Origin of the sequence: Caldisphaera sp. (assembly GCF_046536515.1) — an archaeon.
Classification (GTDB): domain Archaea; phylum Thermoproteota; class Thermoprotei_A; order Sulfolobales; family Acidilobaceae; genus Caldisphaera.
The window spans coordinates 1-26,247 of sequence record NZ_JAWDMQ010000010.1 but is presented as its reverse complement, the minus strand read 5'-3'; the positions used below and the strand labels follow the sequence as shown (position 1 = coordinate 26,247).

28 protein-coding genes and 2 tRNA genes are annotated in these 26,247 nt (G+C 31.6%); 14 read left to right on the top strand and 16 right to left on the bottom strand.

Annotated features, from left to right (window positions below):
• Position 1 precedes the first annotated feature (1 nt).
• The 9 genes from RXO53_RS02790 to RXO53_RS02750 all read right to left on the bottom strand — a co-directional run bounded on the left by RXO53_RS02790 (position 2) and on the right by RXO53_RS02750 (position 8,153).
• Positions 2 to 3,538 (bottom strand): DNA-directed RNA polymerase subunit B, encoded by a 3,537-nt coding sequence (locus tag RXO53_RS02790; RefSeq protein WP_410712748.1) that lies wholly within the window; start codon positions 3,536 to 3,538, stop codon positions 2 to 4.
• Between the two features lie 14 nt (positions 3,539 to 3,552).
• Entirely contained in the window at positions 3,553 to 3,807 is a 255-nt protein-coding gene (locus RXO53_RS02785) for a DNA-directed RNA polymerase subunit H (RefSeq protein WP_410712747.1), read from the bottom strand.
• 101 nt (positions 3,808 to 3,908) lie between these two features.
• Positions 3,909 to 4,016 (bottom strand) — tRNA-Lys (locus tag RXO53_RS02780).
• Positions 4,017 to 4,126: 110 nt separating this feature from the next.
• A complete protein-coding gene (locus RXO53_RS02775; protein ID WP_410712746.1) occupies positions 4,127 to 4,567 on the bottom strand; it encodes a DUF1641 domain-containing protein in 441 nt (146 codons plus the stop codon).
• A 10-nt stretch (positions 4,568 to 4,577) separates the two neighbouring features.
• Positions 4,578 to 5,768, bottom strand: coding sequence for an NAD(P)/FAD-dependent oxidoreductase (locus tag RXO53_RS02770; protein WP_410712745.1), 1,191 nt, complete (start codon positions 5,766 to 5,768; stop codon positions 4,578 to 4,580).
• Positions 5,769 to 5,864: 96 nt separating this feature from the next.
• A complete protein-coding gene (locus tag RXO53_RS02765) occupies positions 5,865 to 6,275 on the bottom strand; it encodes a DUF1641 domain-containing protein (protein ID WP_410712744.1) in 411 nt (136 codons plus the stop codon).
• A gap of 6 nt (positions 6,276 to 6,281) precedes the next feature.
• Positions 6,282 to 7,469: an NAD(P)/FAD-dependent oxidoreductase gene (locus RXO53_RS02760; protein ID WP_410712743.1), complete on the bottom strand. Its 1,188-nt coding sequence runs from the start codon at positions 7,467 to 7,469 to the stop codon at positions 6,282 to 6,284.
• 26 nt (positions 7,470 to 7,495) lie between these two features.
• Positions 7,496 to 7,738, bottom strand: a complete 243-nt coding sequence (locus tag RXO53_RS02755) for a sulfurtransferase TusA family protein (RefSeq protein WP_410712742.1) — start codon at positions 7,736 to 7,738, stop codon at positions 7,496 to 7,498.
• A gap of 10 nt (positions 7,739 to 7,748) precedes the next feature.
• Complete coding sequence (locus RXO53_RS02750; RefSeq protein ID WP_410712741.1) at positions 7,749 to 8,153, bottom strand: DsrE/DsrF/DrsH-like family protein; 405 nt, start codon at positions 8,151 to 8,153, stop codon at positions 7,749 to 7,751.
• 180 nt (positions 8,154 to 8,333) lie between these two features.
• Here RXO53_RS02750 and RXO53_RS02745 point away from each other — a divergent pair, with 180 nt between their 5' ends.
• Positions 8,334 to 8,777, top strand: a complete 444-nt coding sequence (locus RXO53_RS02745; protein WP_410712740.1) for an AAA-associated domain-containing protein — start codon at positions 8,334 to 8,336, stop codon at positions 8,775 to 8,777.
• Between the two features lie 228 nt (positions 8,778 to 9,005).
• Here RXO53_RS02745 and RXO53_RS02740 read toward each other — a convergent pair whose 3' ends face one another.
• A complete protein-coding gene (locus RXO53_RS02740) occupies positions 9,006 to 9,365 on the bottom strand; it encodes an ArsR/SmtB family transcription factor (protein ID WP_410712739.1) in 360 nt (119 codons plus the stop codon).
• A 254-nt stretch (positions 9,366 to 9,619) separates the two neighbouring features.
• Between RXO53_RS02740 and RXO53_RS02735 the strand changes: the two genes are divergently transcribed.
• Positions 9,620 to 10,522, top strand: a complete 903-nt coding sequence (locus tag RXO53_RS02735) for an RIO1 family regulatory kinase/ATPase (RefSeq protein ID WP_410712738.1) — start codon at positions 9,620 to 9,622, stop codon at positions 10,520 to 10,522.
• Complete coding sequence (locus RXO53_RS02730; protein ID WP_410712737.1) at positions 10,512 to 12,485, top strand: DUF460 domain-containing protein; 1,974 nt, start codon at positions 10,512 to 10,514, stop codon at positions 12,483 to 12,485. Before RXO53_RS02735 ends, RXO53_RS02730 begins: the two co-directional genes overlap by 11 nt.
• 1 nt (position 12,486) lies before the next feature.
• Here RXO53_RS02730 and RXO53_RS02725 read toward each other — a convergent pair whose 3' ends face one another.
• A complete protein-coding gene (locus tag RXO53_RS02725) occupies positions 12,487 to 13,707 on the bottom strand; it encodes a methionine adenosyltransferase (protein WP_410712736.1) in 1,221 nt (406 codons plus the stop codon).
• Between the two features lie 384 nt (positions 13,708 to 14,091).
• On the opposite strand from RXO53_RS02725, the gene RXO53_RS02720 reads away from it, so the two are divergent.
• From RXO53_RS02720 to RXO53_RS02710, 3 genes are read left to right on the top strand one after another with little or no spacing between them, the layout of a single operon-like run.
• Complete coding sequence (locus RXO53_RS02720) at positions 14,092 to 14,904, top strand: CBS domain-containing protein (RefSeq protein ID WP_410712735.1); 813 nt, start codon at positions 14,092 to 14,094, stop codon at positions 14,902 to 14,904.
• A 1-nt stretch (position 14,905) separates the two neighbouring features.
• Entirely contained in the window at positions 14,906 to 15,892 is a 987-nt protein-coding gene (locus tag RXO53_RS02715; RefSeq protein ID WP_410712734.1) for a CBS domain-containing protein, read from the top strand.
• Between the two features lie 6 nt (positions 15,893 to 15,898).
• Positions 15,899 to 16,756 (top strand): CBS domain-containing protein, encoded by an 858-nt coding sequence (locus tag RXO53_RS02710; protein WP_410712733.1) that lies wholly within the window; start codon positions 15,899 to 15,901, stop codon positions 16,754 to 16,756.
• A gap of 23 nt (positions 16,757 to 16,779) precedes the next feature.
• Here RXO53_RS02710 and ftsY read toward each other — a convergent pair whose 3' ends face one another.
• Genes ftsY through rpl18a form a run of 3 tightly spaced genes read right to left on the bottom strand, consistent with a single transcriptional unit; the run spans position 16,780 to position 18,453 of the window.
• On the bottom strand, positions 16,780 to 17,694 hold the full coding sequence (gene ftsY, locus RXO53_RS02705; protein ID WP_410712732.1) for a signal recognition particle-docking protein FtsY: 915 nt from the start codon (positions 17,692 to 17,694) through the stop codon (positions 16,780 to 16,782).
• A gap of 4 nt (positions 17,695 to 17,698) precedes the next feature.
• Complete coding sequence (pfdA, locus tag RXO53_RS02700) at positions 17,699 to 18,136, bottom strand: prefoldin subunit alpha (protein ID WP_410712731.1); 438 nt, start codon at positions 18,134 to 18,136, stop codon at positions 17,699 to 17,701.
• Complete coding sequence (gene rpl18a / locus RXO53_RS02695) at positions 18,136 to 18,453, bottom strand: 50S ribosomal protein L18Ae (RefSeq protein ID WP_410712730.1); 318 nt, start codon at positions 18,451 to 18,453, stop codon at positions 18,136 to 18,138. Before rpl18a ends, pfdA begins: the two co-directional genes overlap by 1 nt.
• A gap of 90 nt (positions 18,454 to 18,543) precedes the next feature.
• Between rpl18a and RXO53_RS02690 the strand changes: the two genes are divergently transcribed.
• The 5 genes from RXO53_RS02690 (at position 18,544) to RXO53_RS02670 (ending at position 22,425) form a co-directional block, all read left to right on the top strand.
• A complete protein-coding gene (locus tag RXO53_RS02690; protein WP_367117879.1) occupies positions 18,544 to 18,831 on the top strand; it encodes a 30S ribosomal protein S26e in 288 nt (95 codons plus the stop codon).
• 19 nt (positions 18,832 to 18,850) lie between these two features.
• Positions 18,851 to 19,798: a beta-ribofuranosylaminobenzene 5'-phosphate synthase family protein gene (locus RXO53_RS02685; protein WP_410712729.1), complete on the top strand. Its 948-nt coding sequence runs from the start codon at positions 18,851 to 18,853 to the stop codon at positions 19,796 to 19,798.
• A 70-nt stretch (positions 19,799 to 19,868) separates the two neighbouring features.
• Positions 19,869 to 20,516 carry a haloacid dehalogenase gene (locus tag RXO53_RS02680; RefSeq protein WP_410712728.1) on the top strand — a complete coding sequence of 216 codons (648 nt, stop codon included), beginning with the start codon at positions 19,869 to 19,871 and terminating at the stop codon, positions 20,514 to 20,516.
• A complete protein-coding gene (locus tag RXO53_RS02675; protein WP_410712727.1) occupies positions 20,509 to 21,054 on the top strand; it encodes a hypothetical protein in 546 nt (181 codons plus the stop codon). Before RXO53_RS02680 ends, RXO53_RS02675 begins: the two co-directional genes overlap by 8 nt.
• 249 nt (positions 21,055 to 21,303) lie before the next feature.
• Complete coding sequence (locus RXO53_RS02670; RefSeq protein WP_410712726.1) at positions 21,304 to 22,425, top strand: DUF1464 family protein; 1,122 nt, start codon at positions 21,304 to 21,306, stop codon at positions 22,423 to 22,425.
• Positions 22,426 to 22,451: 26 nt separating this feature from the next.
• On the opposite strand, the gene RXO53_RS02665 is transcribed toward RXO53_RS02670, so the two are convergent.
• Positions 22,452 to 22,625 (bottom strand): 50S ribosomal protein L40e, encoded by a 174-nt coding sequence (locus RXO53_RS02665; RefSeq protein WP_292319381.1) that lies wholly within the window; start codon positions 22,623 to 22,625, stop codon positions 22,452 to 22,454.
• 216 nt (positions 22,626 to 22,841) lie between these two features.
• Between RXO53_RS02665 and RXO53_RS02660 the strand changes: the two genes are divergently transcribed.
• A complete protein-coding gene (locus RXO53_RS02660; protein ID WP_410712725.1) occupies positions 22,842 to 23,462 on the top strand; it encodes a hypothetical protein in 621 nt (206 codons plus the stop codon).
• A 76-nt stretch (positions 23,463 to 23,538) separates the two neighbouring features.
• On the opposite strand, the gene RXO53_RS02655 is transcribed toward RXO53_RS02660, so the two are convergent.
• On the bottom strand, positions 23,539 to 24,777 hold the full coding sequence (locus RXO53_RS02655) for a DUF4010 domain-containing protein (RefSeq protein ID WP_410712724.1): 1,239 nt from the start codon (positions 24,775 to 24,777) through the stop codon (positions 23,539 to 23,541).
• A gap of 132 nt (positions 24,778 to 24,909) precedes the next feature.
• Here RXO53_RS02655 and RXO53_RS02650 point away from each other — a divergent pair.
• Positions 24,910 to 24,983: transfer RNA gene (locus RXO53_RS02650), tRNA-Ile, on the top strand.
• A 369-nt stretch (positions 24,984 to 25,352) separates the two neighbouring features.
• Positions 25,353 to 26,247: DUF763 domain-containing protein (locus RXO53_RS02645; protein WP_410712723.1), on the top strand; the 895-nt coding region annotated here is incomplete at its 3' end.

Genomic DNA, 26,247 nt, shown 5'->3' with positions numbered 1-26,247 from the left:
TTCAAGCACCTCCTCCTTCAACTTCTTGTTTCATTGTTTTTGAATTATCATCACTATTGCTTGAATTGTTATCAGGAGACTCGTTTTGTTCATAAGGCTCCCCAACAATTTTTCTCATAACTTTAATTTTATCAGAAATTTTTATTTCTGGCTTAACGCCCATACTAATTATCTCTTGCAAGAATAATTTAAATGCATAAGGTACCTTTACCGGTCTTATGTCTCCTGCATCACCATGTATTGGACATTCATAAACTCCTCTCTTGCTATTATACCAAGCTATATGACCGCACAAGTTACAAATATGCATAACATATACGTCGCTATTTTCCAACATTCTATCTCTAAGCATCATTGTAGCCCCGTGCCCTACTAAGCAATCCCTTTCCATTTCACCAAATCTAAGCCCACCTTGTCTTGCCTTCCCTTCAGTTGGTTGTCTAGTTAGTAATTGAACTTTTCCGGTTGCCCTTGCATGCATCTTATCTGAAACCATATGATAAAGCCTTTGATAAAATGCTATGCCTATTGTTATTGTGTTCTCTATAATCCTTCCAGTTCTTCCATCGTACATTACTTCTTTTCCACTAGGATCAAATCCTTTTTTAACTAAAACAAATTGCAAGTTATTTGTATCTTCTTTGTAAAATGGTGTGCCATCAACAAACTTACCCAACAAGGCACCGGCTTTAGCAGAAACTATTTCTAATAGTTGACCTACAGTCATCCTTGATGGTATTCCGTGAGGATTAACAATAATATCAGGGGTTATTCCATCTTCTGTATAAGGCATATCGTATCTCGGGAAGAGCATACCAACTACTCCTTTTTGGCCATGTCTACTTGCAAATTTATCGCCTAATTCAGGTATTCTTAAATCTCTTACCTTTACTTTAACTAATTTATTTCTTTCAGATGTTTGCGTTATCATAACAGTATCAACAATTCCGTTTTCACCATATCTAAGCTGAACGCTTGTGTCTCTTTTTGAAAGGACTCCAGGCCCAATTACCCTTTCTTCACCTATAAACCTCGGAGGGCTTTCTCTACCAACTAAAACATCTCCTCCTATAACTTCTGCCTCTGGCTCGACAATACCGTCTGGTCCTAGCTTAATGTAATATTGGTCTCCTTTGTGATCATATAATTTTGGTGATGGAACAGTTATTCTATCGCTTAAACCTCCCGGATAATCATTTTCAGTTGCAGGATAAACTCTGAAGAAATGAGCCCTACCTAAACCCATATCAATGCTCGTCTTATTAAATATTATTGCGTCCTCTATATTATAACCTGTAAAAGACATAAAAGCTACAACAAAATTTTGCCCTGACGGTCTTTGATTATATCCCATTTCTTCTAAATGTCTTGTTTGAACAATAGGCTTTTGCGGGTAATGAAGTAAATAGGCATGACTATCCATTCTTAAATTATAATTTAACGCATACAAACCCAATGCTTGCTTAGCCATAGCAGACTGATAAGTGTTTCTAGGACTTTGATTGTGTTCCATAAATGGAATTGTTGATGCTGCTACTCCAAATATACCTGTAACCCATAATTCTAAATGAGTTGTATCATTGTTTACATCTTCAACCCTTTCAGCTATATAAGCATTTTCTTCTTCATCAGGATCAATTAACTCTACTACGCCCATTCTAACAAGATCCCAGAACTTCAATTCCCCATTATTAACTTTAGATATTATTTCCTTAGTTAATTTTGGTTTACCGTTTTCTACAATTATTAACGGTCTTAACAATCTACCCTCATCAGTATTTATATAAACTTCATTAGAATTTTCACCTTTTATTAATGCAATTCCTACTTCAAAGCTAAGTCCTCCTTTCCTTCTCATTTCCCTTAATTTTTTAACTAATTCTTCACCATTTTCAACATAACCTATAGGACTACCGTTTAAAAATACTTTAGCTCCGTTGTTTACAATAGATATTATATTGCTATCATTTTCTGATGAGCTTTTTATTATATCATCCATTAATATTACTCCTTGGTTCCTCAAAATTCTTTCAACGTCTTGCTCTTCTACGCCTACAGATATATATGTCATTAATGCCAGATTCTTAACTAGTCCACAATTAATTCCTTCAGGAGTCTCAAACGGACATAATCTACCCCAATGGGTGCCATGTAAATCTCTCGCTTCAAAATGCGTTTGACCCCTACTTAATGGCGATATAACCCTTCTTAAATGGCTCAAAAGGCTTATCCAATTAGTCCTATCTAAAGCCTGACTAACGCCTGTCCTGTTTTGCGTCCAATTTCCTGTTGCTAGCGCTGCTCTAACCCTTTCTGTGATAATATCCGATCTAACAAGAAACCTAAGCCTTAGCTTCTTGCGTTGGCTTATGTACTCTTCTAACTGCGATGAAATGATATTAACGAATTGCTGAAATGCATCCCTAAATATTTCAGCAATAAGGTCTCCGGCCAATCTTAACCTCTTGTTAGAATAATGATCTTTGTCATCCTCTCCTCTCTTATTAAGATATAATTGCAAGACTCTATTTGCCATTTCTCCTATGAAATACGCCTTCTTTTTCCTATCCTCTGGTTTATTTCCTAAGTGGGGTAAGAATTGATTATCAATGAAATCTTCAGCCCTAGATATTCTTATTTCCCTTGGTTGCCCTGGGGCTAATCTATTTCCTATATATTCTAAGGCATCCTCTGTTGACTTTATTGTAAATGCCACTTTTTCAAAACTAGGCAGCAATTCCCTTTGTATATCAGAATCGAAAGAAACAGCGGCAGCTATTTCTGAATCTTTATCTAAACCTAATGCTTTCATCATTACAACAAATGGTATTCTATATCCTAGCCTGCTCATGCTTAACTCTAAAGTACCATCGTTCATCCTATCAACTATTACTTGCCTCCTTAAACCCAAAACTGTAGAAACAACCTTAGCTGTATGAGTTATTCTTGCAGTATTGGCAGTTGATAAGCCTACTATTATCCTGTTTACTGCTAGATCTTCTTGAGCAACTATTACTCTTTCACTTCCATTTATAATAAAATACCCTCCTGGATCATAAGGGTCTTCTCCTATATCTATTAGCTCGTTTTCCTTCAATTGAGAAATAGGGTCTATAACAGATTTAACCATTACTGGAAAGTCTGCTATTTTTAATTCTTCCCTTTCAACCTCATTTCCATTTTCAATAAGGGCCATTTCTAAGTATAATGGTGATGAGTAAGTTAGATTCCTAATTCTTGCTTCAGATGGAGTTATTTGACGGAAATTGCCTTCAGCCTCTTTAACTTGAGGTGAAGCTATTTTTATCCTTCCTAATACAATCTTTATATCAGGTCCTTCTTCCTCCATTTCATTTTTCTTGATTTGTTTATATGTTGGCCTAATTTCTCCATAAGAATCAATTATCTTCTGTAGCCTTTCTTTAACAAAAGAATTAAAAGAATCCAAATGTTGTCTAGATAACCCATTTTCATGTATATATTGTTTAAATAAAGACCATAAATCATCATTATCTAATTTTGATTCTTCAATAGACAAAAAAGGGCACCCCTTTAATAAGATACAACAACCCTATATGCCTTATACTTACCAGCTGTTGGAGAATCTCTTTCAATCTCTATTATATCTCCAGGCTTCCCATTCAAAATCCTTACAACCGGGTCGTTAATACTAATGCGCGGTAATTGCCAAGGCTTAACTCCTAATGTTTTCAATACTTCTATCGATTCTTCTAATGATAATATTCTATGCTTTGGAACAAGATAATGACCCAATATTTTCTCTTCTTCTTTCATTTTCGAAGGCAAACTTCTATGCCACCTCTCTACTGCAAAAAGTAAAGTTAAGATCCGAGCTTATTAGTATTATTATCTTAAAAATGATGGGTTTATGGAGCCCTTTATTGGTGTGGCGGGCCCGCCGGGATTCGAACCCGGGACTTCCGCCTACGGCAGGCTGGCTGCCTATTGTCTACGGGTTAAAAGCCCGCCGCTCTACCTGGCTGAGCTACGGGCCCTCCGCATATATTGCTATTTTATTTAGGATTAAAAACACTACTGTTAGTTTGTCCAGAAGATATGGTTAAATATCCCTAATAAAAATAAGAGAGCTTAAAATTTTATAATTTTATTGAGATTTCTTGGATCTTGCACAAGCCCCAAGTCCTTTTGCTATATCCAACAATATTCCTAATCCTTGGGATACGTCAGGATCTCCTAGGGCTCTCATCAATCCCATCAAACCTAGCTTTCTAGGCTTACTAACATCTACGTTTCCCAATGCGTTGAAAGCACAACTTGTTAAATCTTCAACAGCCATTTTCGCTTTTGCATATTGAATTCCATCAACTTTTTCTACTCCTCTACCAAGTGTTGCAAGCAAACCAGCTAGCCTCATTAATACTGGATCATCAGCTACTGTCAAGAAAGTGTCGTCAGATTTTTCTGCTAAGTAATTTAATAAACCTAATAAACCACTCTTTTTAAGAGCTGCTATTGAATTTAAAAGCTCTCCTAATGTCTGAGCTTGAACTTCAGGTGAAACTTCCTCTAAATTTCCTTCTGCCATTTTTCTCACCTCAGAATTTTAAAGAATCAATCCAACCTCCATAAAATCCTTGTTTTAACAGCCTTCCAACAGTGTATTTGCCAACAAAGTAACATTTTGGTACATACATGCCTTTTTGTTCATCAAATGGGACTTCACAAGTACCCATCCATCCCCTTTCTCCGGCATATCCAACACACGTAACTGGGCTATAAGGCTGTGCTGGGGCAAATCCAGTTAAGTCTGCAATTATATTTCCTGATGCGGTTATTGCCATAGATTCAACAAATACACCTGCTAATCCAATACCTATCGTTGGTAAACTGTGTTCCCCTGCCATGTAAACATCATCATATTGTGGGTTTCTCATAGTTCTGGGCATTGCTGGTGACCATCTTGGGTCCTGCTTAAATACAAAACCTTCACTGTTTTCTAAAGCCTTTGGTAGCCTAGCTGGTGGTACTTTAACTAATAAATCGTATTTAAATTCTCCTGCACTTGTTACAACGGTTTTCTTTTGAACATCTACTTCCCTCAACTTTGCGTTAGGTACATATTCTACACCGTGCTCATCAAGAGTCTCTTTCAAAAATCTCGATATTTCAGGCCCTAATCCTCCGTTCGGCATAGGCATTATGGGAGCCGGAATCGGATCAAGTAAAGTAACTTTTACTTTTTTCCCTCTTTGCTTCATATAAAGTGATAGCATAGGAGAAGCTTCATATGGATAAATTCCACACCTATAAGGGAACTCAGGAACCAAAAGTACAATATTTGAATTGTCCTTAACCTGACTTAGCGCTTTCTTCATTTCCAAAGCTCCTTCTAAAGTAAAGTTGTGAACCCCATCTTTATCCAGCCCAGGATAGGCATTCCATCCATAATCTACGCCAAGAGATACAATTAGATAATCGTATTGATATTTTCCCTTAGCTCCAATTACTGTTCTATTTGCTGCATCAATTTTTTGGATTTCGTCTACTGCCGTTTTTATGCCATATTTTTCCATGTTTACTAACGGAGCTCTCGTGTCTTCAGGTTCTCCATAATTAAAAGCAACATCAAAGAAAAGAGGAGGCATATAATGGAAGGCATCCTTGTTTACCACTAAAACTTCTGCATCTATATTTTTCTTTTTAATTTGTTCTGTTAGCCTTTTTGCTGAAACATAACCTCCAACACCGCCACCTGCTATAACAATCTTTTTTGTCAAACTAACCACCTTTCCTTATAATTTGTTAATATATCTCTTTAAAAAGCCTTACTAATGAAAAATATTAAACGTTAAAAGCAAATAAAAAATAAATATTATTTTAACTTATGAACCTAAAGCCTTTAATAAATTCAGCACAACATTTAAACCTTTAGAAACCTCTGGTTCTGAAAGGGTTACAATTATCTTAGATATAGACATGGGCTTAGCTTTTTCTTCTATTTTCATAGCTTTAAATGCATTACCTAATTTCTCAAGCATTTGTTTGTCTAAGGATTGCAATAAATTCAATATTAACTCAATTTTTTCAAGGTTTTCTTGTCTTGTTAACTGCTCTATTAATTTAATTATTTGAGGCAATCTATCTACAACTAAAAAAGTTTCCTCACTTACCACTAATTTAGATATAGCCTTTAAAAGTTCCTCATCTTTTAAAATATTATTTACCATCTCAACTAAGTGGAGAAGCCTTTCAAGGCTTTCAGATTGCAGTTCAGCCTCATTTATTTCTTCCATACTATTTCACCTGAATAATTTCCACAAAACTTCTGGTTGCGTATTCTCAAAATAAACATCAAAAATTGGGTCCCAAAATTCAGGATGCCTTATTATGTCCCAATACGCATCAGCAAACAGCCTCTTCATTATGAAGTTAATTGCGTTAGCTGGCACCTTTGCTGCAGGGTGATTATAATCACTAATAACAAAAGTCCCCTCCTCAAATCCTAATTCAGTTGGACAATTAGTTCTTCCGGTATTTCTTGCATCAAATCCTAAAACTCTCTTAGAAACAACTTTTGCCTGCAAATGAGCTGTAACCCCTGTCTTTGCATTGGCTGAAGTGGATGCATCTCCTATTGCAAAGGCATCGTCATATTTCAATATTTGATTAGTAAACTTGTCAGCATTTATAAAACCATCCTGATTAATAGCATCTTCTGGCTTAATTTCAATTTTTGGTCCTTTATGAACTGGAATTACAATTGCTGCATCATAGCTCAATTCTTCTCCCTCTAGAGATGTTATCTTTTTATTTTCTATATCAATTTTATCTGCAGTGAAGAATGTCATTACATTAATACCCCTTTCTTTTAAAATTGGCTCCAAAACCTCATTAAATGTTTCTGCAGGGTATGCTCTAGGATATGGTACAGCCAATACCATATTTATATCGTTTCTAACCCCTCTTAGTCTAAATACTTCATCAGCAAGCAAAATACCTTCATAAGGTGATGGTGGACATCTATGATAAGGATCTCCAACAGCTATTAAGAATGTTCCTTTTTTCATATTAGTAACAACATTGAAAACCTTAGATGCATTTTGAGGAGTAGAATGGAAGTCTCCATATTGCTCCACAAGCTTGTCATTTCCTTCTATACCCTTGTGTTCTATTGTAACTCCTGGAGCTATTGCTATATAGTCATAATTCATTAATTTATTATTGCTCAAAGTAACTGTTCTTTCTTGTAAATCAATCTTTTTAACTTTGTCTACAATTAAATTTACTCCTTTAGCTAATAGGGAACTTAAAGGTCTGTATAGGTTTGAATAATCATTTCTAAATGCAATTTGCAATAACTGGGGCCAATAATAATGATTTGGAGTATCATTAACTATAGTAACATTAAAATCCTTAATAAGAGAATTAGCAAGAATTGCCCCTCCTGCACCTCCTCCCACAATCAAAAATTTCTTTTTTTCTGCCATAGAAATCACACTTAATTATTTTTTAATTATTTTTTAGCTGTAATTTTAACAATAGCTACAATTTTATCTTTTTCCTCTCTTAAATCGACCAATTCATTTTTAGTTCTCTCTATCCATGCTTTTATATCGCTCTTAAAACCTGGATCTGTAGCCCAAATTTCCAATACGTCTCCATTTTTAGCGTCTCTATATGCTTTAGTCAAGTTTGTGATAGGCCCAGGGCATGATAAGCCTCTTGCATCAACAACTTTCTTAGCTGCTGTGCTCATATTTTTCACCTTAAATAAATAACGTTTGACCGCCTTCAGCTTGTTGCAAAAATGTTGCAACACCAACAACATCATCAATTAATTCATTAAAATCTTCTTTCTTTAATCCCATAACAGATGCCATTAAGCTGCAGGCATAAACCTTCGCTCCCATAGATTTAGCTTCCTTTACCATTTCTACCCATGAAGGTGCATTGTTTTTCTTCATACCTTCCATAAGCATCGGTACCATATTTTCGAATTCCTTTGGCCATACAGGATTTGATTGCTTTTTAGTGAACTTAGTTAACGCCCAACCAGTTACAAAAATTTGCACGTCCATACCCAATGCAGCAGCTCCTTGAGCTATAACTCCTACAGGAATTAACTTATCATCCGTACCCGAATAAAGTATAATAGATAGCCTAGACAACATATCACACCTCTCACTTTAATATTTACTTTGTAGAGAATCTTATATTTTAACATATATATTGTCTATACATTAAAAATAGTATAACTTATATACTGGTCTCTATGTAGAACTAAATTGATATAAATTTAAATTCAATAATATAAATTTAAATTCCCTAGAAAACAAAGCTTATATTAGGTGTTGAATAGAGTTATGGAGCAATTTCCGCTTGTTTATGTCGATCAAGTAATAGGTCTTGTAAAATATATAAATTCAATAGGCGGTAGGGTAGATTCGTCTAGATTGGACGAGATGCTTGATGTAGATTTAGATATATTGCCTCATGTAATTAAAGCAGCTGAAATGTTAGGCTTAATAAAGCAAGAAAATGGAGACTTGGTTTTAACTGAAATAGGAAGGAAAATGGAAGATATAGAAAATAAAGACTTAAGAATAATTTTAAAAAAAATAAATAAAAATATAGAGCCATTTAAAGATATAATAGCTGAAGTTAAAAGAAATAAAATAACTCTGGAGCAATTGAATAAAATTTTAGAAAAAAACGGTTATACTAATATGGATGTGGCCGTTCCTATAATAACACAGTGGTTAGCATTAATAGGAATTAGTGTTGTATACGAGTAAGTTATCTATTTATATAAAGATAGATATAAAATAACCTTCAATAATGCAACTTTAATAATGAAACTTGTAAATTACCAGAAATATAACTTTTTAAATAATATATTTATTAATCAAAAAATGATAGTCTCGATAAAAGCCTTTAATAATTATAATGAATTTTAATTTTAAATATACAATATTAAAACAAAAACAACTATTTATGTTTCTATATTTATATTAAAATCTACATTAAATTAAACTCTTTTCTTGAGTGTCTTGCAACTTATCTGGTACTATTACCATAACCATTTTATTTACCATTAGCTCAACTATTTTTTTTATACCTCTTTGGCCTGGCGAGTATTTAGACCTAACTATATCAACTTCTTCTAATCTCCTTATTTGACTGCTTACGTTAGCTTTACTTTGATTTACTAAATTAGCCAAATCTTCTAAATCAGCAGGCCCTTTTTGTAATATAGCTAATATTTTTGCCCTTGTATCGCTAGCTAATGCTGATGAAACTTTTGCTATAGCTTTGGGCCCAATTACATATAAGACTCTATCTCTCTCATAAATACCCTCTTTCGCAGGTACACTTTCCGTCATATCATTTCACTCTCTACTTCTAACTTATCTCTTCGTTTAACATATATTTGATACAGGGTTAATATTTTTTTGTATCCAACATATTTATTAAAGTATTAATTTTATTATTTAAAAAACTACTAATCTTTCATTTACGATTATTTTTGTAACATAGTCCCACTTTAGTAAAAAATAAAATACTTTCAATATAAATTATAAAAATTTTAAAGGTGGTAAAAACCAATAAGAATGGTAGAAAAATCAGTGATTAAAAATTGAGGATATCTTTAAAAGAGAAATATATTGGCATGGATATTGATGACTTCAAATTATTGAACTTAATTGAAAGACTTATGAGATCTTACGGTTTTGTTCCTCTAGAACTAATTGAAAAATTTTCAAAATTACCTTCAAGTTCTATTAAGCGTTCGATACAAAAGCTACTCGATTATCATTTAATAACATCAGAAACTTCCCCTTTTTATGGGTATCAATTAACATTTGATGGATTAGATATGCTTGCTGTAAGATTCTATTTTAATAAAAATATAATTTTAGAATTAGGACATAAAATAAATTCTGGTAAGGAAAGCGATATCTATATAGCTCAATTAGTTTCTGGAAAAGAGTCAATTATTAAATTCCATAGAGAAGGTAGAACCTCTTTTAAAGCAATAAAAAGGAAGAGGGAATTCGATTTCAAGAAATGGATTTCTTGGATAGACCTTTCAAAAAAAGTTGCATTAAGAGAATTTAAAATTTTGAATGAACTATGGAAAAACGGAGCTAATGTACCAGAGCCTATTTATAGTAATAGGAATTCTTTAATTATGGAAAAAATCGATGGAATAGAACTATATAAACTTAAGGAATTAAATAAAGAAATGGTAGATATTATTTTAAATGATATAATAACAACATTAGGAATTGCATATACAAAATTAGGAGTAATACATGGGGATTTAAGTCCCTACAATATAATAGTTAGTAACAATGAAAAGCCTAGAGGATTTATAATTGATTGGCCCCAATTTATAAGTATAAAGAACAAAAACTCAGAAAATATTTTTAGAAAAGAACTTGAATATTTAGCCTTTTACTTGCACAAAAAGTCTGGAGTAGAAGTAAAAGTTGAGGAGTTGATAAACGCCATTAAGGGGGGAATTGATGGAAGATAAAAAAGAATTCTATATGGGCATTGATATAGAGAGTGGGAGCCCCCTATCTAGAGAAAATCATAAATTTACAGCTATTATATTAGATAAAGATTTAAAAATGGTTAACAAAATTAATAGCATTTCCTTATCTTCTTTAATAAGGCTTGCATGGGAATGGAAGCCGAAATCTATTGCAACGGATAATGTATTTGAAATAGTTCCTGATGAGAAATCTTTGTCTAAGTTTCTTTCTCTTTTACCTCCTCAAACAGACCTAATACAAGTAACTATAAACGAAGGTAAATTTGTTGAATTGAAAGAAGTAGCAAAGCAATTAAATTTGGAAGTTGATCAAACGAAGCTTTCACCAAGTAAGACAGCATATCTAGCAGCTGTAATTGCATCGAAAGGTAAGGGAGTAAAAATAGGTTTTAGTAATGAAAAAACACAAATTATAGTATCTAAAGGTAGATGGTCAAGAAGTGGAGGTATGAGCCAAGGAAGATATCAAAGAAGAATAAGAGCATCAGTTAATATTGCTGCTAATAAAATCAAGGAATCTTTAGAAAAGGCTGGCATTGATTATGACATGTTTGTAAGAAAAGGGGATGGAGGTATAGATTCTGCAGTTTTTACTGTATATGCACCGAGGGAAAGGCTATTCGGTATAGTTAAGCCCCATAAGGGAATTGACTATATCATATCGATTAAATCTGTTTACGATGGTAAAATCTTGTTTGGAAACAACAATGAAAAACCAGAAAAACCAATAATAGTAGGCATTGACCCAGGCATTACTGCAGGAATAGCTATAATAGATCTAAATGGCAACATTTTATATTTAGGTAGTAAGAAGGAAATGGATAGGGGAGATATAATATCGCTTATTTACTCATTTGGAAAACCAATTTTGATAGCTGTTGATGTAGATATAATACCTGATATGGTGAAAAAACTTGCAGGCCAAATAAATGCTGAAATTTATGTACCTCATGAGGATATGCTTGTTGCTGATAAAAGCGATCTTGCTTTAAAGGCAACAGGCGGAAATAATCCAGACACTACCCATGAAAGGGATGCCTTAGCAGCAGCATACAAGGCCTACCTTAATTACAAATCCAAGCTCTCTCAGGTGGAATCTTACGTTGAAAAAATAGATATAGACCTTGATATAGAAAAAATAAAAGCTGATGTAATAAGAGGAGTAACCATAGCGGAAGCTATTGAAAAACAGATTAATGAGATGCTTAATATAAATGAAAACTATAAAGAACAGATCAATAATAATTGCAATAACGATAACCAAAACTTCAACGAATTAATATATAAGATGCAAAAATTAGAGGCAGAAAAAATAATACTTGAAAATAAACTAAATGAAATGAAAAAATCACTTTCTATGGCTGAGAATGAAATAAGAATTGCTAAACAAAATTTAAAAGCTGAGTTATTAAAAGATGAAGAAATAAAGAAGCTTAAAGGAGATGTTTTAAGGCTTAACTCGCTTATAAACGATATTGAGACAAACTTAAATGTCGCAAACGAAAAAAATAATATATTTAAAAATTTATTAATGAAAATATTAAACAATGAAATAATAATTTTAAAAAGACTGCAATATTTAAAAATAAGCTATATAAAGAAAGTTGAAGAGATATATGGAAAAATTAAGGAAGGGGATATTTTATTAATTGAGGATCAAGGATCTTTCGAAAACGAAGCACTAAATTATATAGAAAGAAGCAAAGTTTATGGAGTTTTATTAAGTAGAGAAGACACTAGTCTTTCTGAGCTTTTGACAAAAAAAGGAATTGTTGTTCTAAATAAGAATAAATATAATATTTTCGATATAGATATCTTCACATTCGGCCCTTCAACTATATTAAACGATATAAAGGTTAAGGAAAAAGAAATTAGAAAGGTTAAAGAGGATAGCGTTAATCTAAAAAATATAATAGAACAATATAGAAAAAATAAAATATAAACTAGTAAAGGGAAGCCTCTCCTTTAAGTATTCTCATAGTTAGTGAAGGTAGATTTTCAAGGTATTCCTCAACAATACTGTTTATTTCTTCTCTCATATTAGAAGTTATCTTAGAATTGTTCTCAGGTATTACAGCTACATCCGCTATCAACGGATCGTTTATAGGTCTTCCTATTTGCCCTAATAACCTAACTGTTACTTCTTTTATTCCGCTTACTTTAGAATATATTTGTTCGGCAATTTCCTTTGATGCAACATTATAAATTTTACCTATATGTGTAACCGGGTTTTTACCAGCTGTTGCTTCTAAACTCATTGGCCTCATAGGAGTTATTAAACCATTAACCCTATTTCCTCTACCTGTAGCACCATCATCTCCATGCTCTGCACTAGTACCTGTTACAGTAAGATAAAATACTCCTTCATCTGGTAGGTCTCCATTATTTACATATACCCTTACATTGTAGTTTGATGCTAATTTTGATGATATGTCTAGTACCTTTTCCTTTATTTCTTCCTTAATTTGCAAATAATCGCTTGGATTATTTACAAACCTCGACACTATTGCATTAGCAATAGTTATATCTATATTGTTTCCATTTCTTAAACCCATTACTTTAACATCTTCACCCGATGCAGGAACTTTACTCTTAAACTCCTTGCTATTCAAAGCCCTTTCAGTTTCGTAAACTAATTTCTCAAGCGTAGACATAGGCGCAAATCCGGCTCCAAAACTTGTGTCATTAGATCTGTGAGATTGCGATTTAGAATCGTATATACCTCTCAAATCTGCACTTCCTTTTCCTATTTTATAATCAACTATGACATGCTGTTCTGTATCTAAAAACCTTAAATTGTTTGAAATCCAATCCTTAACAGCTTTAACGACTATTCTTCCTAAAGGAATCTCTTCAACTCCTTCCGAAGTTTTCACTTCTGTTGTTGCCCTACCTGAAACTATTATATATATCGGTTGAAGTACTTCTCCTCCGCCCCATCTTGGCATTGCTTGACCTCCAACAAGTAAAACCTTATCTAAATTGTGATGCATTATGACCCCATACCTTTGCAAATAATAAAGGCTTAGCTGTCTGCTAGCTTCCTCTGATACAGCATCACTTATATAATCTGGGTGGCCAAGGCCTTTCCTTTCAACAAGTTCTATCTGGTTATCTTGAACAGAAGCATTTACCAACTCCCTTATTACTACATTCTTCACCATTTTTTGCACCTATTTAAATACCTCTACGCTTTTAAATACAGTACAAAGTTTTAAATTATTTTGCCCATATTAATATTATTAATAAAGCTGAAGAAGATAATTTAAATACGTTCCAGCTACCATTAAAGTAACATTTTGTAATGCCCTTGTAAAAAACTGAAGGGACTCTTCACAACTGAAAGCCTCGCCCTTTGGGGGGTCAGAAGAAATAGAGCTAAGATTTTAAATTATTTAATTGAAAAATATTAGAGACCATAAAACTAGGATATAATATACTTTTTTAAATATGTTCATCTTATAAGAGAATTGAAAAATATTTAAAGATAAACATAAATACTTGATCATTTATATTATAAAGGGGTGAGAAACCTGCAAAAATCCTTTTTGTATGAAATAGGTAGTACAAAAATTATTTCCATAATTGATAAGTCAAGGCCCATTGGGTATAGCACAGATTCTATAGCAACTTTAAGAAAAATTATAAGAACAACTGGAGCTAGAGCAATACCAATATTAGATAAAGATACAGGTGAATTTTTGGGAATGATTGATAGAAGTGATATATTAATAGTTTCGTCTACAAAGACTAATGCAATAGCCAAATCTATAATTAAAGAGCTACCAATATTGTTAAACCAGGATATTAAAATTATAGATGCTCTAATGCTAATGTTTAAATACGATATGTGGGAGCTCCCCATAGTTGAAAATAAAAAATATATTGGTCTATTAAGCATTTCTGATATAGTAAAGGTTTTATACAATAATGCTAAAGATTATTTAAAAAATCTTAACGTTGAAAATTACATGACCAAAAATCCTATAGTTGTAAGCCCAGACGATCCAATATCTAAAATCTGGAAGAAAATGGTAGAATTAAAATACGCCGGTTTTCCTGTTGTAAATGAAAAACAGAAACTAATTGGAATTATAACTCAATTTGATTTAATCAGAAAGGGTTATACTAGAGTACATTTTGAAAGCGAATCTGGAATAGTTAAAACAACAAAGGTTAAAGATGCTATGACCTATACGGTTATTTATGGGTATCCATGGTCATCTTTATATGAAATCTCTACACCAATGATTAAAAAAGATTATGGAAGAATACCAATAGTATCTGACGAAAACGATAAAAAAGTTGTAGGCATAATTGATAGAGAAGATATAGCAAAGATATTAACTAGAGGTGATTGATTTGAGTTCTAGGAGGATGACAAATATTAAGGTATCAAAAGCTGTTAAACCTGTTACAAGCATATCCTCAAAGTACTCTATTGGCTACAGATACATTAGGGCTGATTCAGAGCCTAATTGGGAACAAAAAATAAGAGAAAAAACGGGAGATGCTAATATAATAGCATCAAAGCCAGCAATTACAATAAATTATAATTCTACTATTTTAGAAGCATTAGAAAAAATGCATCAACACAATGTTAGAGGATTAATTGTTACAGATACAAAACAGTCATTAAAAGGAATAGTTATGGCTACAGATTTAGTTAATTATCTTGGTGGAGGAGAATTCTATAACATAATACAAAAAAGATATGCAAAGAACTTATTTGATGCTATTCGAAACGAAAAGATATCTAGTATAATGAATACAATGCCGGTTTTCGTTAAAACACAACATAAATTAACAGAAATAATAAAAATAATGGCTTTTAATAATCTAGGCATGATACCCGTTATTGATGATCAAAATAAAGTTTTCGGAGTTATAACGGAGCATGATATAGTCAAGCATATAACATATAAAAACACCGGGAAAAAGGTATCATCAATCATGACTTCAAATATAGTTGCAGCATACGATAATGATACTTTGAAAAGAGCAGCTCAGCTAATGTCATTATATGGATTTAGAAGGATTCCAGTAATTTCTTTATCTTCTTCTGAAATAACTGGAATAGTGTCAGCCAAAGACTTTATCAATTATTTTGGTTCCCATTCAGCTTTCAAAAACCTTATCTCATATGATATAGAGCAAATACTATCCACGCCTTTAACCCAAATAATGAAAAAAGAAATAAATACAATCAATGAAAATGCAGATGTTGGAGATGCAGCAACAGAAATGATAAACAGCAATACTAATAGTTTAATAGTTATTAACGATAACAATGAGGCAGTAGGTATTATTACAGAAAGGGATGTGCTTATGTCATTAGCTCTAAGGTGATATTAAATGGCGCCCAGAATATCGTCATATATGAGAACTCCAGTATATGCTGTGTCTCCGAATGATTCCTTAGCTTACGCAAGAAATTTAATGCTAAAGAAAGAAATAAGTAGGTTAGTAATAGTTAACGATAAAGATGTTCCAATCGGAATATTAACAACAACAGATATAATAGGAGCACTTTTTGGTAAAAATTACCATAAACCGCTAGACTCAATACTAGTTGGAGAAGTTATGACAAAGGATCCTATTATAATAGAAGAATCAAAGAGCGTAAAATCTGCGTCACAATTAATGCTAAAGCATAGAATAGGAGGACTGCCTGTTGTTGATTCAGATAAAAAACTTGTTGGAATTATAACTAAAACAGATATTGTAAAAGCATATTATGATAAATTTAAGGGGAAGTATAAAGTAAGCGATATAATGAGAAAAGACTTCTCTACAGCCTTACCGGGACATAGCATATTTTATATTGCTAGGTTAATAGAAACCGATTTGACTGGTAAAGTTATAGTAGTTGATGAAACTAATAAACCAATAGGAGTTATAACGAAAAAAGATATCGCCTATGCCCAAATACCATTGTCAATTCTTATGGCAAGAGGAAAGGATAGGTATATTAAAAATAAAGTCCCAGACATGTTTAAAGAAAAAATAATTAGTTTAAGAAGTTATTTGGTACCAATAGCTGAAGACATAATGTCCTCAAATCCTTTAGTTATAAAACCCGATGAAGATTCATCAAATGGGGCAAAAATTATGATTGAAGAAAATATAGGTGTGCTACCTGTTGTTGATAATAATATGTTAATAGGTATAATAACGAAATTGGAGTTCATGAACATAATAGCTAGAGAATAAAATATTAACTAATTTTATATTTCTTAATCAAATAAATTATTTACATATTCATTTGGGTCAAATCTTTTAATATCATTATAGTTCTGCCCAAACCCTATAAAGAGTATTGGCTTATTTGTTACACTTGAAACTGAAATAGCAACACCACCTTTAACGTCTGCATCAATTTTGGTTATTATAATACCGTCAACCCCTATGTTTTCATTAAACATCTTAGCTTGTTCAACTGCGTCATTACCAGTTAAGGCATCAACAATTAATATTTTCATATCTGGTTTAGTAACTTTTACAATCTTTTGCAATTCCCCCATCAAATCTATATCACTGTGCATTCTTCCAGCTGTATCAACTAGAACTGTACATAACCCTCTCGATTTCGCAAACAAAATAGCATTGTATGCCACACTTGCAGGGTCAGCCCCATATTGGCCTTTTATTATAGGAATGTCAATTTTTTTAGCATGAATGTCTATTTGTTCTTGCGCCCCGGCTCTAAACGTATCTGCTGCTGCAATAACTACACTAATACCGTTTTCCTTTAGCATATTTGCAAATTTAGCTATTGTAGTCGTTTTCCCTACGCCATTTATTCCAAGAAAAACTATTACATAAGATTCATTTTTATTGCATTTTCTTTTTATGCTTTCTATTAAATTAATATTTTCATATCCTAGCGATTTTATTATAGATTTTTTTATAGAGTCCTTCACTACATCTTCAATATCTTCCCCTCTTTTAATTTTAAACCCTATTAATTGTTTTTTTACATCATTTATAATGCTATCAGCAATATCATATGCTACATCATTTTCTATCATATCTAATTTTAAATCTTCTAGTATTTCTTCAATATCGTCTTCCTTTATTTCTTTATATTCTACCTTTTCTTTAAAAGAATTTGCTACTTTTTGAAAGGCCTTTTTTAGGCCTTCAAACAAAATGTTACACCTTTTGCTGCTGTACTTGCTCTGCTATTTGTTGTAAAATTGCCTCATATTGATCCTGAAGTTTCTCTAATTGAGAGAGCCTTTGGCTAACATCATTAATAGCTTGATTTAATTCTCCTTCCCTTTCAGTTAAAATTTTCATTGCGTCATTAGTTTCCAGCTTTGCAAATATGTCTGCTCCTAAATATATAATAAAGTGGTTTTTATCGCTTGGCTTTGCTAATGTCAATGCTACATAACCAGGATCCAAAGGAAAAATTACATCACCATCTGGTCCATTACTTATAGAGTCTATACTAGATTTTGCCTTTGTAACTCCGTCTTTCTGAAGCAATAATTGGGATATTAAAGTCCTTAACTGCGATATTTCAGATCTTATGGCCTCAAGTTGGGCAATTAAAGCATTAGGATCTATTGTTTGAGATCTTGACATCAATACTTCACCACTTTATTTAATTCAAATAATTTTAACATAGATGGATCTGTAACGGATTCTATGGGAACTTCTTCAATTGACTCTATTTTTATGTGTTCTCTTTTCATTTTGTGCCTGCTCCCCAATTCTGAATATATCCTTTCTATAGCATGCTCTTTTTTCAATCCTCTTACATATATTTCAAATTTAGTCCACATAGGGAACTTATCGTGCGCTACCATCATTTTTCCTTTTACTAAATAAATCTTTATATCGCTTGCCATTTTGAATCCTCTCTTTTTAACTCCTATTAGCTTAGTAATGTTATACAACATTATAAATGTTTTTAAAATAAAGATCCCTTTAAAAAAGAACTCCATTTTAACTTATAAATCCTAGGAAATGGTAAAGATATGGTGCTAAAGTTGCCAAAAAAGAGAGAAAGCAGAGGTAGAAGGAAAGGAGATAAAGGTAAATCAAGACTAATTCAATGCGACAACTGCGGTAGACTAGTTCCGGAAGATAAAGCAATATGTGTGACCAGAGACTATATGCCAGTAGATCCACAACTAGCCGAAGAATTAACAAAGAAAGGAGCAATAATACCAAAATATCCAGTAACTAAGTGCTATTGCATAAGCTGCGCAATACACTTCGGATTAGTAAAAATAAGAGCAGAGGATTCAAGAAAACCAAGAACAAACCTGTTGTAGGTCGTTCTTGGGGATATTAATGAAAAAAGAAGTATTAATCTCTGCACCTAGTCATGTCCATATTGGAAATATAGATTTGAACGGAAGCCTAGGAAGAAAATATGGAACATTAGGATTTACATTAGAAAATCCAAGACTTGTATTAAAATTAAGTCTTTCGGATAAAGATTATGCAAAAAATCAAGAAATTATAAATTACATATCAATTTATAAGGAATATTTGGATTGTAATAAAAATTTCTACGCCGAAATAATTGAGGATATACCTAAAAATGTTGGTCTTGGAAGAACTACAGCTTTGGCATTAACTATAGGCTTTGGCATTAACTATTTGTGTAATAAAAAGGCAAGTATAGATGAACTAGCTAAATTAACTAATAGAGGGAACAAAAACTCAGGTTTAGGCGTAAATTCGTTTAAATATGGAGGATTTATTATAGACGGAGGAGTTAAAGAAAATAACGTAGCTCCCTTAATCTTTAAAGGCATCGTTCCGGATAATCTTAGGATTGTTGCTGCTTTACCAGAAAAACCCATTAAAAAAATATTGGAATTAAAACAACATGAAGAGGAAATCTTATCAAACTTACCTACCATGGAAGAATCATTTTCCTCTTATTTATCCAGGCTAGTTTTAATGAAAATTATGCCCAGCTTTGTAGAAGGAGACTTTAAATCATTTGGAGAAGGGCTGCTCGAATTTAATTCTTCATTAGGAAAATATTGGAAAAAATATCAAGACAGCATATATTGCTGCAAAGAAGTAGAAGAAATAATAAACAAATTAAAGGATTTGGGAGCACTTTGTGGATGCCAATCAAGCTGGGGTCCTACAAGTTATGGATTATTTGATTATAAAAAATCGGATGAAGCATTTGAAACAATAAATGAACTAGTTAAAAGACTAGGTGGAGGTAAAGTTTGGGTTACAAAAGTAGATAATACTGGTGCTTTTTTAAAAGCATAATCATTAACAACTTAAATAAGAAAAAAGATTTATGAATTCTTAAAAAACAAATTTAAGAGAGTAGAGAGAAATGATAGAGAAAAAAAGGAAAATTGAAGATGCTGTAAAGTCTATTGAATCATATTTAAACAATTTAGATTCTATTAGAGAAGAAATAGTAAAAATATCGAGAGATGTTATTAGGCTTAGCGGATGGAGTATAACTGAGGCCCACAAAGGAAACATGAATAACGCCTTAAACTATCTTAATGAATGTGAAAGAAAAAGTAATGAACTTATGAAATTAGCCGTAAGTACACCAGAACTTACCTATTCTGGTTTACTATATAACGCTATAAGCGAATACGTTGAGGCAAAGATATTTTTAAACATAATAACAAACAAAGATATACCAAATTATCAAGAACTTAATGTGCCTCCAATACCTTACCTTCAAGGATTAGGAGATGTTGTTGGAGAATTGAGAAGGTATGCATTAGAGTCTGTAAGAAAAGGTAACTTTAATACAGCTTGGGAATCTTTAGAAATAATGGAGTCAATATATTTGGAGCTAAGAGGACTGGACTATCCTGATGCAATTTTACCTGGTGTAAGACATAAAGCTGATGTAGCAAGAAACTTAGTAGATGAAACCAAAGCCTTGTTAGTTGATTTACAATCAAGGGAAAATTTAAAAAATACTTTAAGCAATATCATAGAGAGGAAAAAAGATGAGTGATACAGATCCAATAGATCAGGCATTTAGAGATATAATGGAAAAAGTCTATTGGATCGAAAATCTAAGTGAGGCTGAAACAGAACTAGTCAAATGGCTAAACAAAATGGATGATGATTTGAAACAATTGCTTATAGAGAGGAGGAAAAAATATTGCGGAAATCCTATGTCGGTTTTTGAAATAATTGGACTTCAAAATTACTTAGACCAAAATGAAAGAAATAAAAAAGACTTAGAATATAGGATTGCTATGGCTAAAGAGTTAATAGATATGGGATTGTTGCTTCAATGCTTGCCTGTATGGAATAATATTGAGGTTAAAGTTAAGGCAAAAGTGCTAGCGCCTTTGTATAAAGCTTCATATGCCTATGAACTTGCGCTAAAAAATGGTATTAAAGATATAGATGAAACCCATTTAAACAAATCTATAGAAATGGCAGAAACAGCACTAGAAAAAGCTGATGATCTAGGCCTATTAAGCGAGCTTAAGAGCTTTGTAGAAAATTCGTTAGGAAAATTTGTATCAAGCACTTTTAACTAAAAAGAACAATACCAAATTCATAATAAATTAATTTATAAATAAATCCAAAATTTTAAATTTAATTTTAAAATAATTTATAAAATATATAAGACATCAGAGGAAGAATTCAGTATAAAGCAACGAATTTTTATAAGAAAAAGGTATTATAGGAAAAGAAACAAAATTACTATTAACTCTTATTATACATGGAACCTACCTTATAAACTATCTTTAAACCCTAAAAACTAAAATATGAAGTAGGGATAACTCATGACCAGAGCAATAGGTATAGATTCAGGAACTATGAGCATGGATGTCTTAGGCTTTGATGATATTAATGGCAAAGTTTTTCTAGATGTAGCGATACCTAGAGATGTTATAACTAGCAATCCTGAAAAACCAGTTGAGATAATAAAATCTATTGGTAATGTAGACTCAATAGTTGTTTCAAGTGGATATGGTATTCCATTTAAGAAAGCACAAGATGCAACAGATAAAGAAATAGAATTAGCGACATTCATTAATGATGAAGATCTTCAAAGAAAACTGAAGATTGTGGGACTTAGAAATTTGATGAAGATCTTCAAATCATCTGATATGCCTGCTTATTTTATGCCAGGAATAATACATCTTGATAGTGTACCTGAATACAGAAAAATTAATAGAATTGATATAGGTACATCCGATAAACTTTTTAGTGTTGCTGAGGCATTAAGAAATGAAAAAGATTACTATAATAAGGATCCAAAACAATCAAACATAATTATAATTGAAATTGGATATGCCTATACGGCAGCTATATCTGTTTTAAATGGAAAAATAGTTGATGGTATTGGTGGGACTAGTGGGTTTCCCGGATATAAAGGTATGGGATTTATTGACGGAGAATTAGCTTATGCTATGGCTAGCGCTGAACCTAAATTTTCAAAGCTTAGATTATTTCAAGGAGGGGTAGCAGATTATTTAGGATATGATAATATAGAAAAACTAAATTTAATTAGAGACGGAAAAAACTCTGTGGCTTTAAAGCTGTTCACTGAATCAATTTTAAAAGATCTAAGCGTTATGATGGTTTCTAATCATAACCCTGAAAGGATATATATAAGTGGAAGATTTACAAGATATGATTTTATATATAATTATATTAAAGACAATATAGAAAAATACCTTAAAGAACTTTCAATAAAAGCAAGCATTGTTAAACTTAAAGGACTAGGAAAAATAACAAAAGAGGCTGCATCAGGAGCAGCAGTGTTAGCTAATGGTATAGCCAACGGTATTTATAAGGATATATTTGAATCATTAAACATAAAAGATTCAAAAGGATCTATTTTTGATTATATATTACCAGAAGATTTAAGAAATAAAATAATGGAATATTTTAAAAATTAATGACCAAAGTAAATTATAATTGAGATTTACTGAGCCTTGAATTTTGCTAATTCCTTCTTCTTTGGTCTTAAATCTGTACTTTTGCACCTTCTGCATTTCTTAGCTCCTAAAGGATTTCTAGCTCCACACTTCCTACATATAGATACTTCAAACACTCTTTTTTCAACAATCTTTATCAGTTCTGGATCCGTTATTGGCATTTTTATCTCTCCTCCTATCTTTCATAGAAGGTAGGGATTTAAATAAATTATTATCTAATTGCATCTTATTTAAATATTTTATAATTTATGTGTATTAAAGTCCGATAAGAATTTTTCTTATATTAACTCCAATATAAATTAAAACCAATTCTTTTTCAAAATTTATATATAAATCTTTATAAGCTGTTAGTGAAAATTATTTCTAGGTGAAAAGAATTGTCTGCAACTGCAGGTAAGCTCAGTTTAGGTGAAGAGGTTTATTTAAGAGGTTTAACTGGTAGATTAGTTGGAATTAATCTTTTTAAGGGGTTCAACAAAATTGCAATAATTACATACCCTGACAGGATTTGCGAATCAATATCTTCTGCTGCTACAGTTTCTTACTTAGATAACTACGGTTATGCTGAAAATAAAATCAAAATATTTGATTATGATAAAAATGTAAAAGAAGTTATAAAGAAAATAGTAGAATGGAATCCTGAAGCAATTTATTTAGCCTTTGGAGGTGAGCAAAAAATGTCAGATGTAAATAACATTACTATAAATGTTATAAAATCATTGAAGGAATTAGGATATAAAGGTAATATACTAATTCATGTCAGAACATGGCTTGCCACAAAACAATTATCAACAATATTATCAGATAATGAATTAAAAGAATATTTAAAATCTATATCAGGTATAAGGGTCTTTACTGCAGATGCAAATTCAAGGAAATTTGCATTCCATATAGTGACAATATCTGAAGATGGAAAAGCTAATATCAATAAATATGCTGAAACAGATATAACTCAAGAACATGCAGACTTACTTAAACTATCTATTCCACCTTCTTAATTTACTTTTTTTATTTTAAATAATTATAAGTTAAGTTTTAATATTGTGAAATAAAAAACTTTAATGAATATTAATTTCATATTAACATAGTAATTAATAAGGCAGCAACTAAAATTAAAGATAACATTAAAGTTATCAATCTAGTGCTTTTATCTTTAGACAAAAATACAAGGAAGCCCTTTTCTATAATTCCTGCAATCAATGAAAGCTGTATTAAAAATGCTGCATATCTTGCACTGATCTCTCCGTGTATATATAATAATGAAACTGAAAAAACCACACTAGCTACATTTGCAAAAGCTGATGCAAACAATGCTAATGGCAATAGATAAGATGCTACTATAGCAACTAACTTTGAAATCATCATTATTGTAAAAAACACTAAGGCAAATTCGATTACCTTTCCTATAGGTAGAGGGGTATCAGGTGGACTTATGTTACTTACCTCTAAATATCTATATGCTACCAAGCCTATTATTAACAATATTAAAGATAGAATCAAAATTGAAGGGGTTAGATAATAAATTATCTTATTTGAATAAGTGGAGAAATATGAAAAAGCCAATGCTTGAACCAAAACTAACGGTATATTAGATAATATTATGTTAAAAGCTATTGTTTTTCCAATATTCTTTTCCTTATTACTCAAATCAATTAGACTAATTGTTACAGTTGTGCTTGATACGAGACCTCCTATAATTGAAAAAGCTATTAAGCCTTTTTTGTATACCTTTAAAACTAAATATTGGACAACGAATATTATTCCAATTACAACTACTATCAACCAAAATTGGAATGGATTAAATAATCCATAAGGGCCCATGCTTTTATTAGGTAATAGAGGTAAAATGACCAATGATATGACCATAAGGTTTAATATAGCTAATAGTTCTTCTTTTTTGATTTTAGATATGGCATCTAAAAGTTGAGTTTTATAAATCCCTAATATGGCAACCAAGACAGATATTATAACTCCTAGTATATAAAATCCCATCCCTTCCAACATACCTGAAAAGAATACTAAGAATATGCTTACAAAAGTTGTACCCCCAGGAGATCCAGTTGCTTTTACTTTTTCAATATATATTGCTGTTGATATAGACACTATTGTAATAATAGAACTAATTAACACTACATCCTCTGGAAATAATAAATTAAAGACTGAAAAAACGTAACCAAGCAAAGAAATGAATATAGAAGTTCTTAAGCCAAGAAATAACCTGGCCCCCGATATTTTTCTATATTCATTAATAAACCCAACTATTCCTCCAACAGCTATTGCCATTAATAAATTTGTTAAGTTTAAGCTTACCATAGTTTCATCCTTTCTTCAAATTAAAAGTTAAGGATTACTTTAAAAACCTTATTTAGCAATAGCTATTTTTTTAATATTTTATTCTCATAAAAAACATATCTTAATAAATCCAAAGCGCATAGAAAAAAGTGAGGGCCCGTAGCTCAGCCTGGTGGAGCGCTCGGCTGATAACCGAGAAGTCGGGGGTTCGAATCCCCCCGGGCCCATGTACAAAGTAAAGATGTAAATAAACTTTGAAGTTTTAATTTTCATAAATTAATAATATAATCCATATTATAATTAAATTTTGAAAAAGCTAAGTTTAATCTTTTACTCTTACCGCCTTAAAAAAGGTTTGTTATTTCGTTTATTATTATGAATTTAAGATATTTACCTTATTCAATATGTATTTATCTAATTCCTTTATATTCTCAATATGGTTTATTTCAAATGTGCTTTTTGTTTTTAAATTCATAATAATTATTGAGATTATTTTCCTCTTTAAGAGCTTTGTGTTTTGCTTTTTAATTTTATATCGCAACTCATATTTAATATTTTTAATCTTTAATTGCAATATAATCAGTGTGGAAAAATAAATGCAAACGGGCTATGCCGATTTACCTTTACATAGTGGGCACGTACCTAGATATATGTTAAGAGTAATGAAAGATCTCACAGAAGTAATTACTAAATTTATAATAAATGAAAGAGGCCCTGATAATTTTATCAAAGCTCTATCAGACCCCTTATGGTTTCAAGCATTTAATAATGTTATAGGTATGGATTGGGATAGCAGTGGGAGCACAACAGTTTTAATATCATTAATAAAAGCTATTTCTCAAGTAAACGACTTAGGTTTTTTAGTTTTAGGCGGTAAAGGGAAGCAAATGCTAAAAATTAAAGAAGAAGCAAACTATTTTTCAAAAAGATTTGATTTAGACCCAATAACCATAACTAAATTTAGCAAAGTTGCTGCTAGAGCAGATTCATCCTTTTTATTAGATGGCTATGAAATGTATATCCATTCAGTAATAATATCAACAGAAAACAAAAATTTATTAGTTATACAGCAAGGGATGAACAAAGAAAATCTAATGGCTAGGAGGTACCATGTTAATAAGCTTTCATTAGAAACCCCAAATTCAGGTATTACAGGAATTAAAGAAGAAAATGTAATAGATGCTACATCAGAGAAAAGCAGATATGCTAGGAAGCTATTTATTGATTTGTTATCTGAAGGTAAAGAAAAATTTAGAAATAATCTAATACAAGCTAATAGTTTTTTGGGTAAAAAATCATTAGATTATTATTTAGAAGGACAAAAGAGAAAATTTGAAATAAATAAATATTATTATCCAGTTATGCCTTCTAAAAAATTATTAGATGCTGTTAATGAGATTTCAAAGAATCCACCAAACAACGATATAGAATTAGCTTTAACACCTAAAATTGGACCTCAATTAGTTAGAGCGCTGTCTTTAATATCTGATA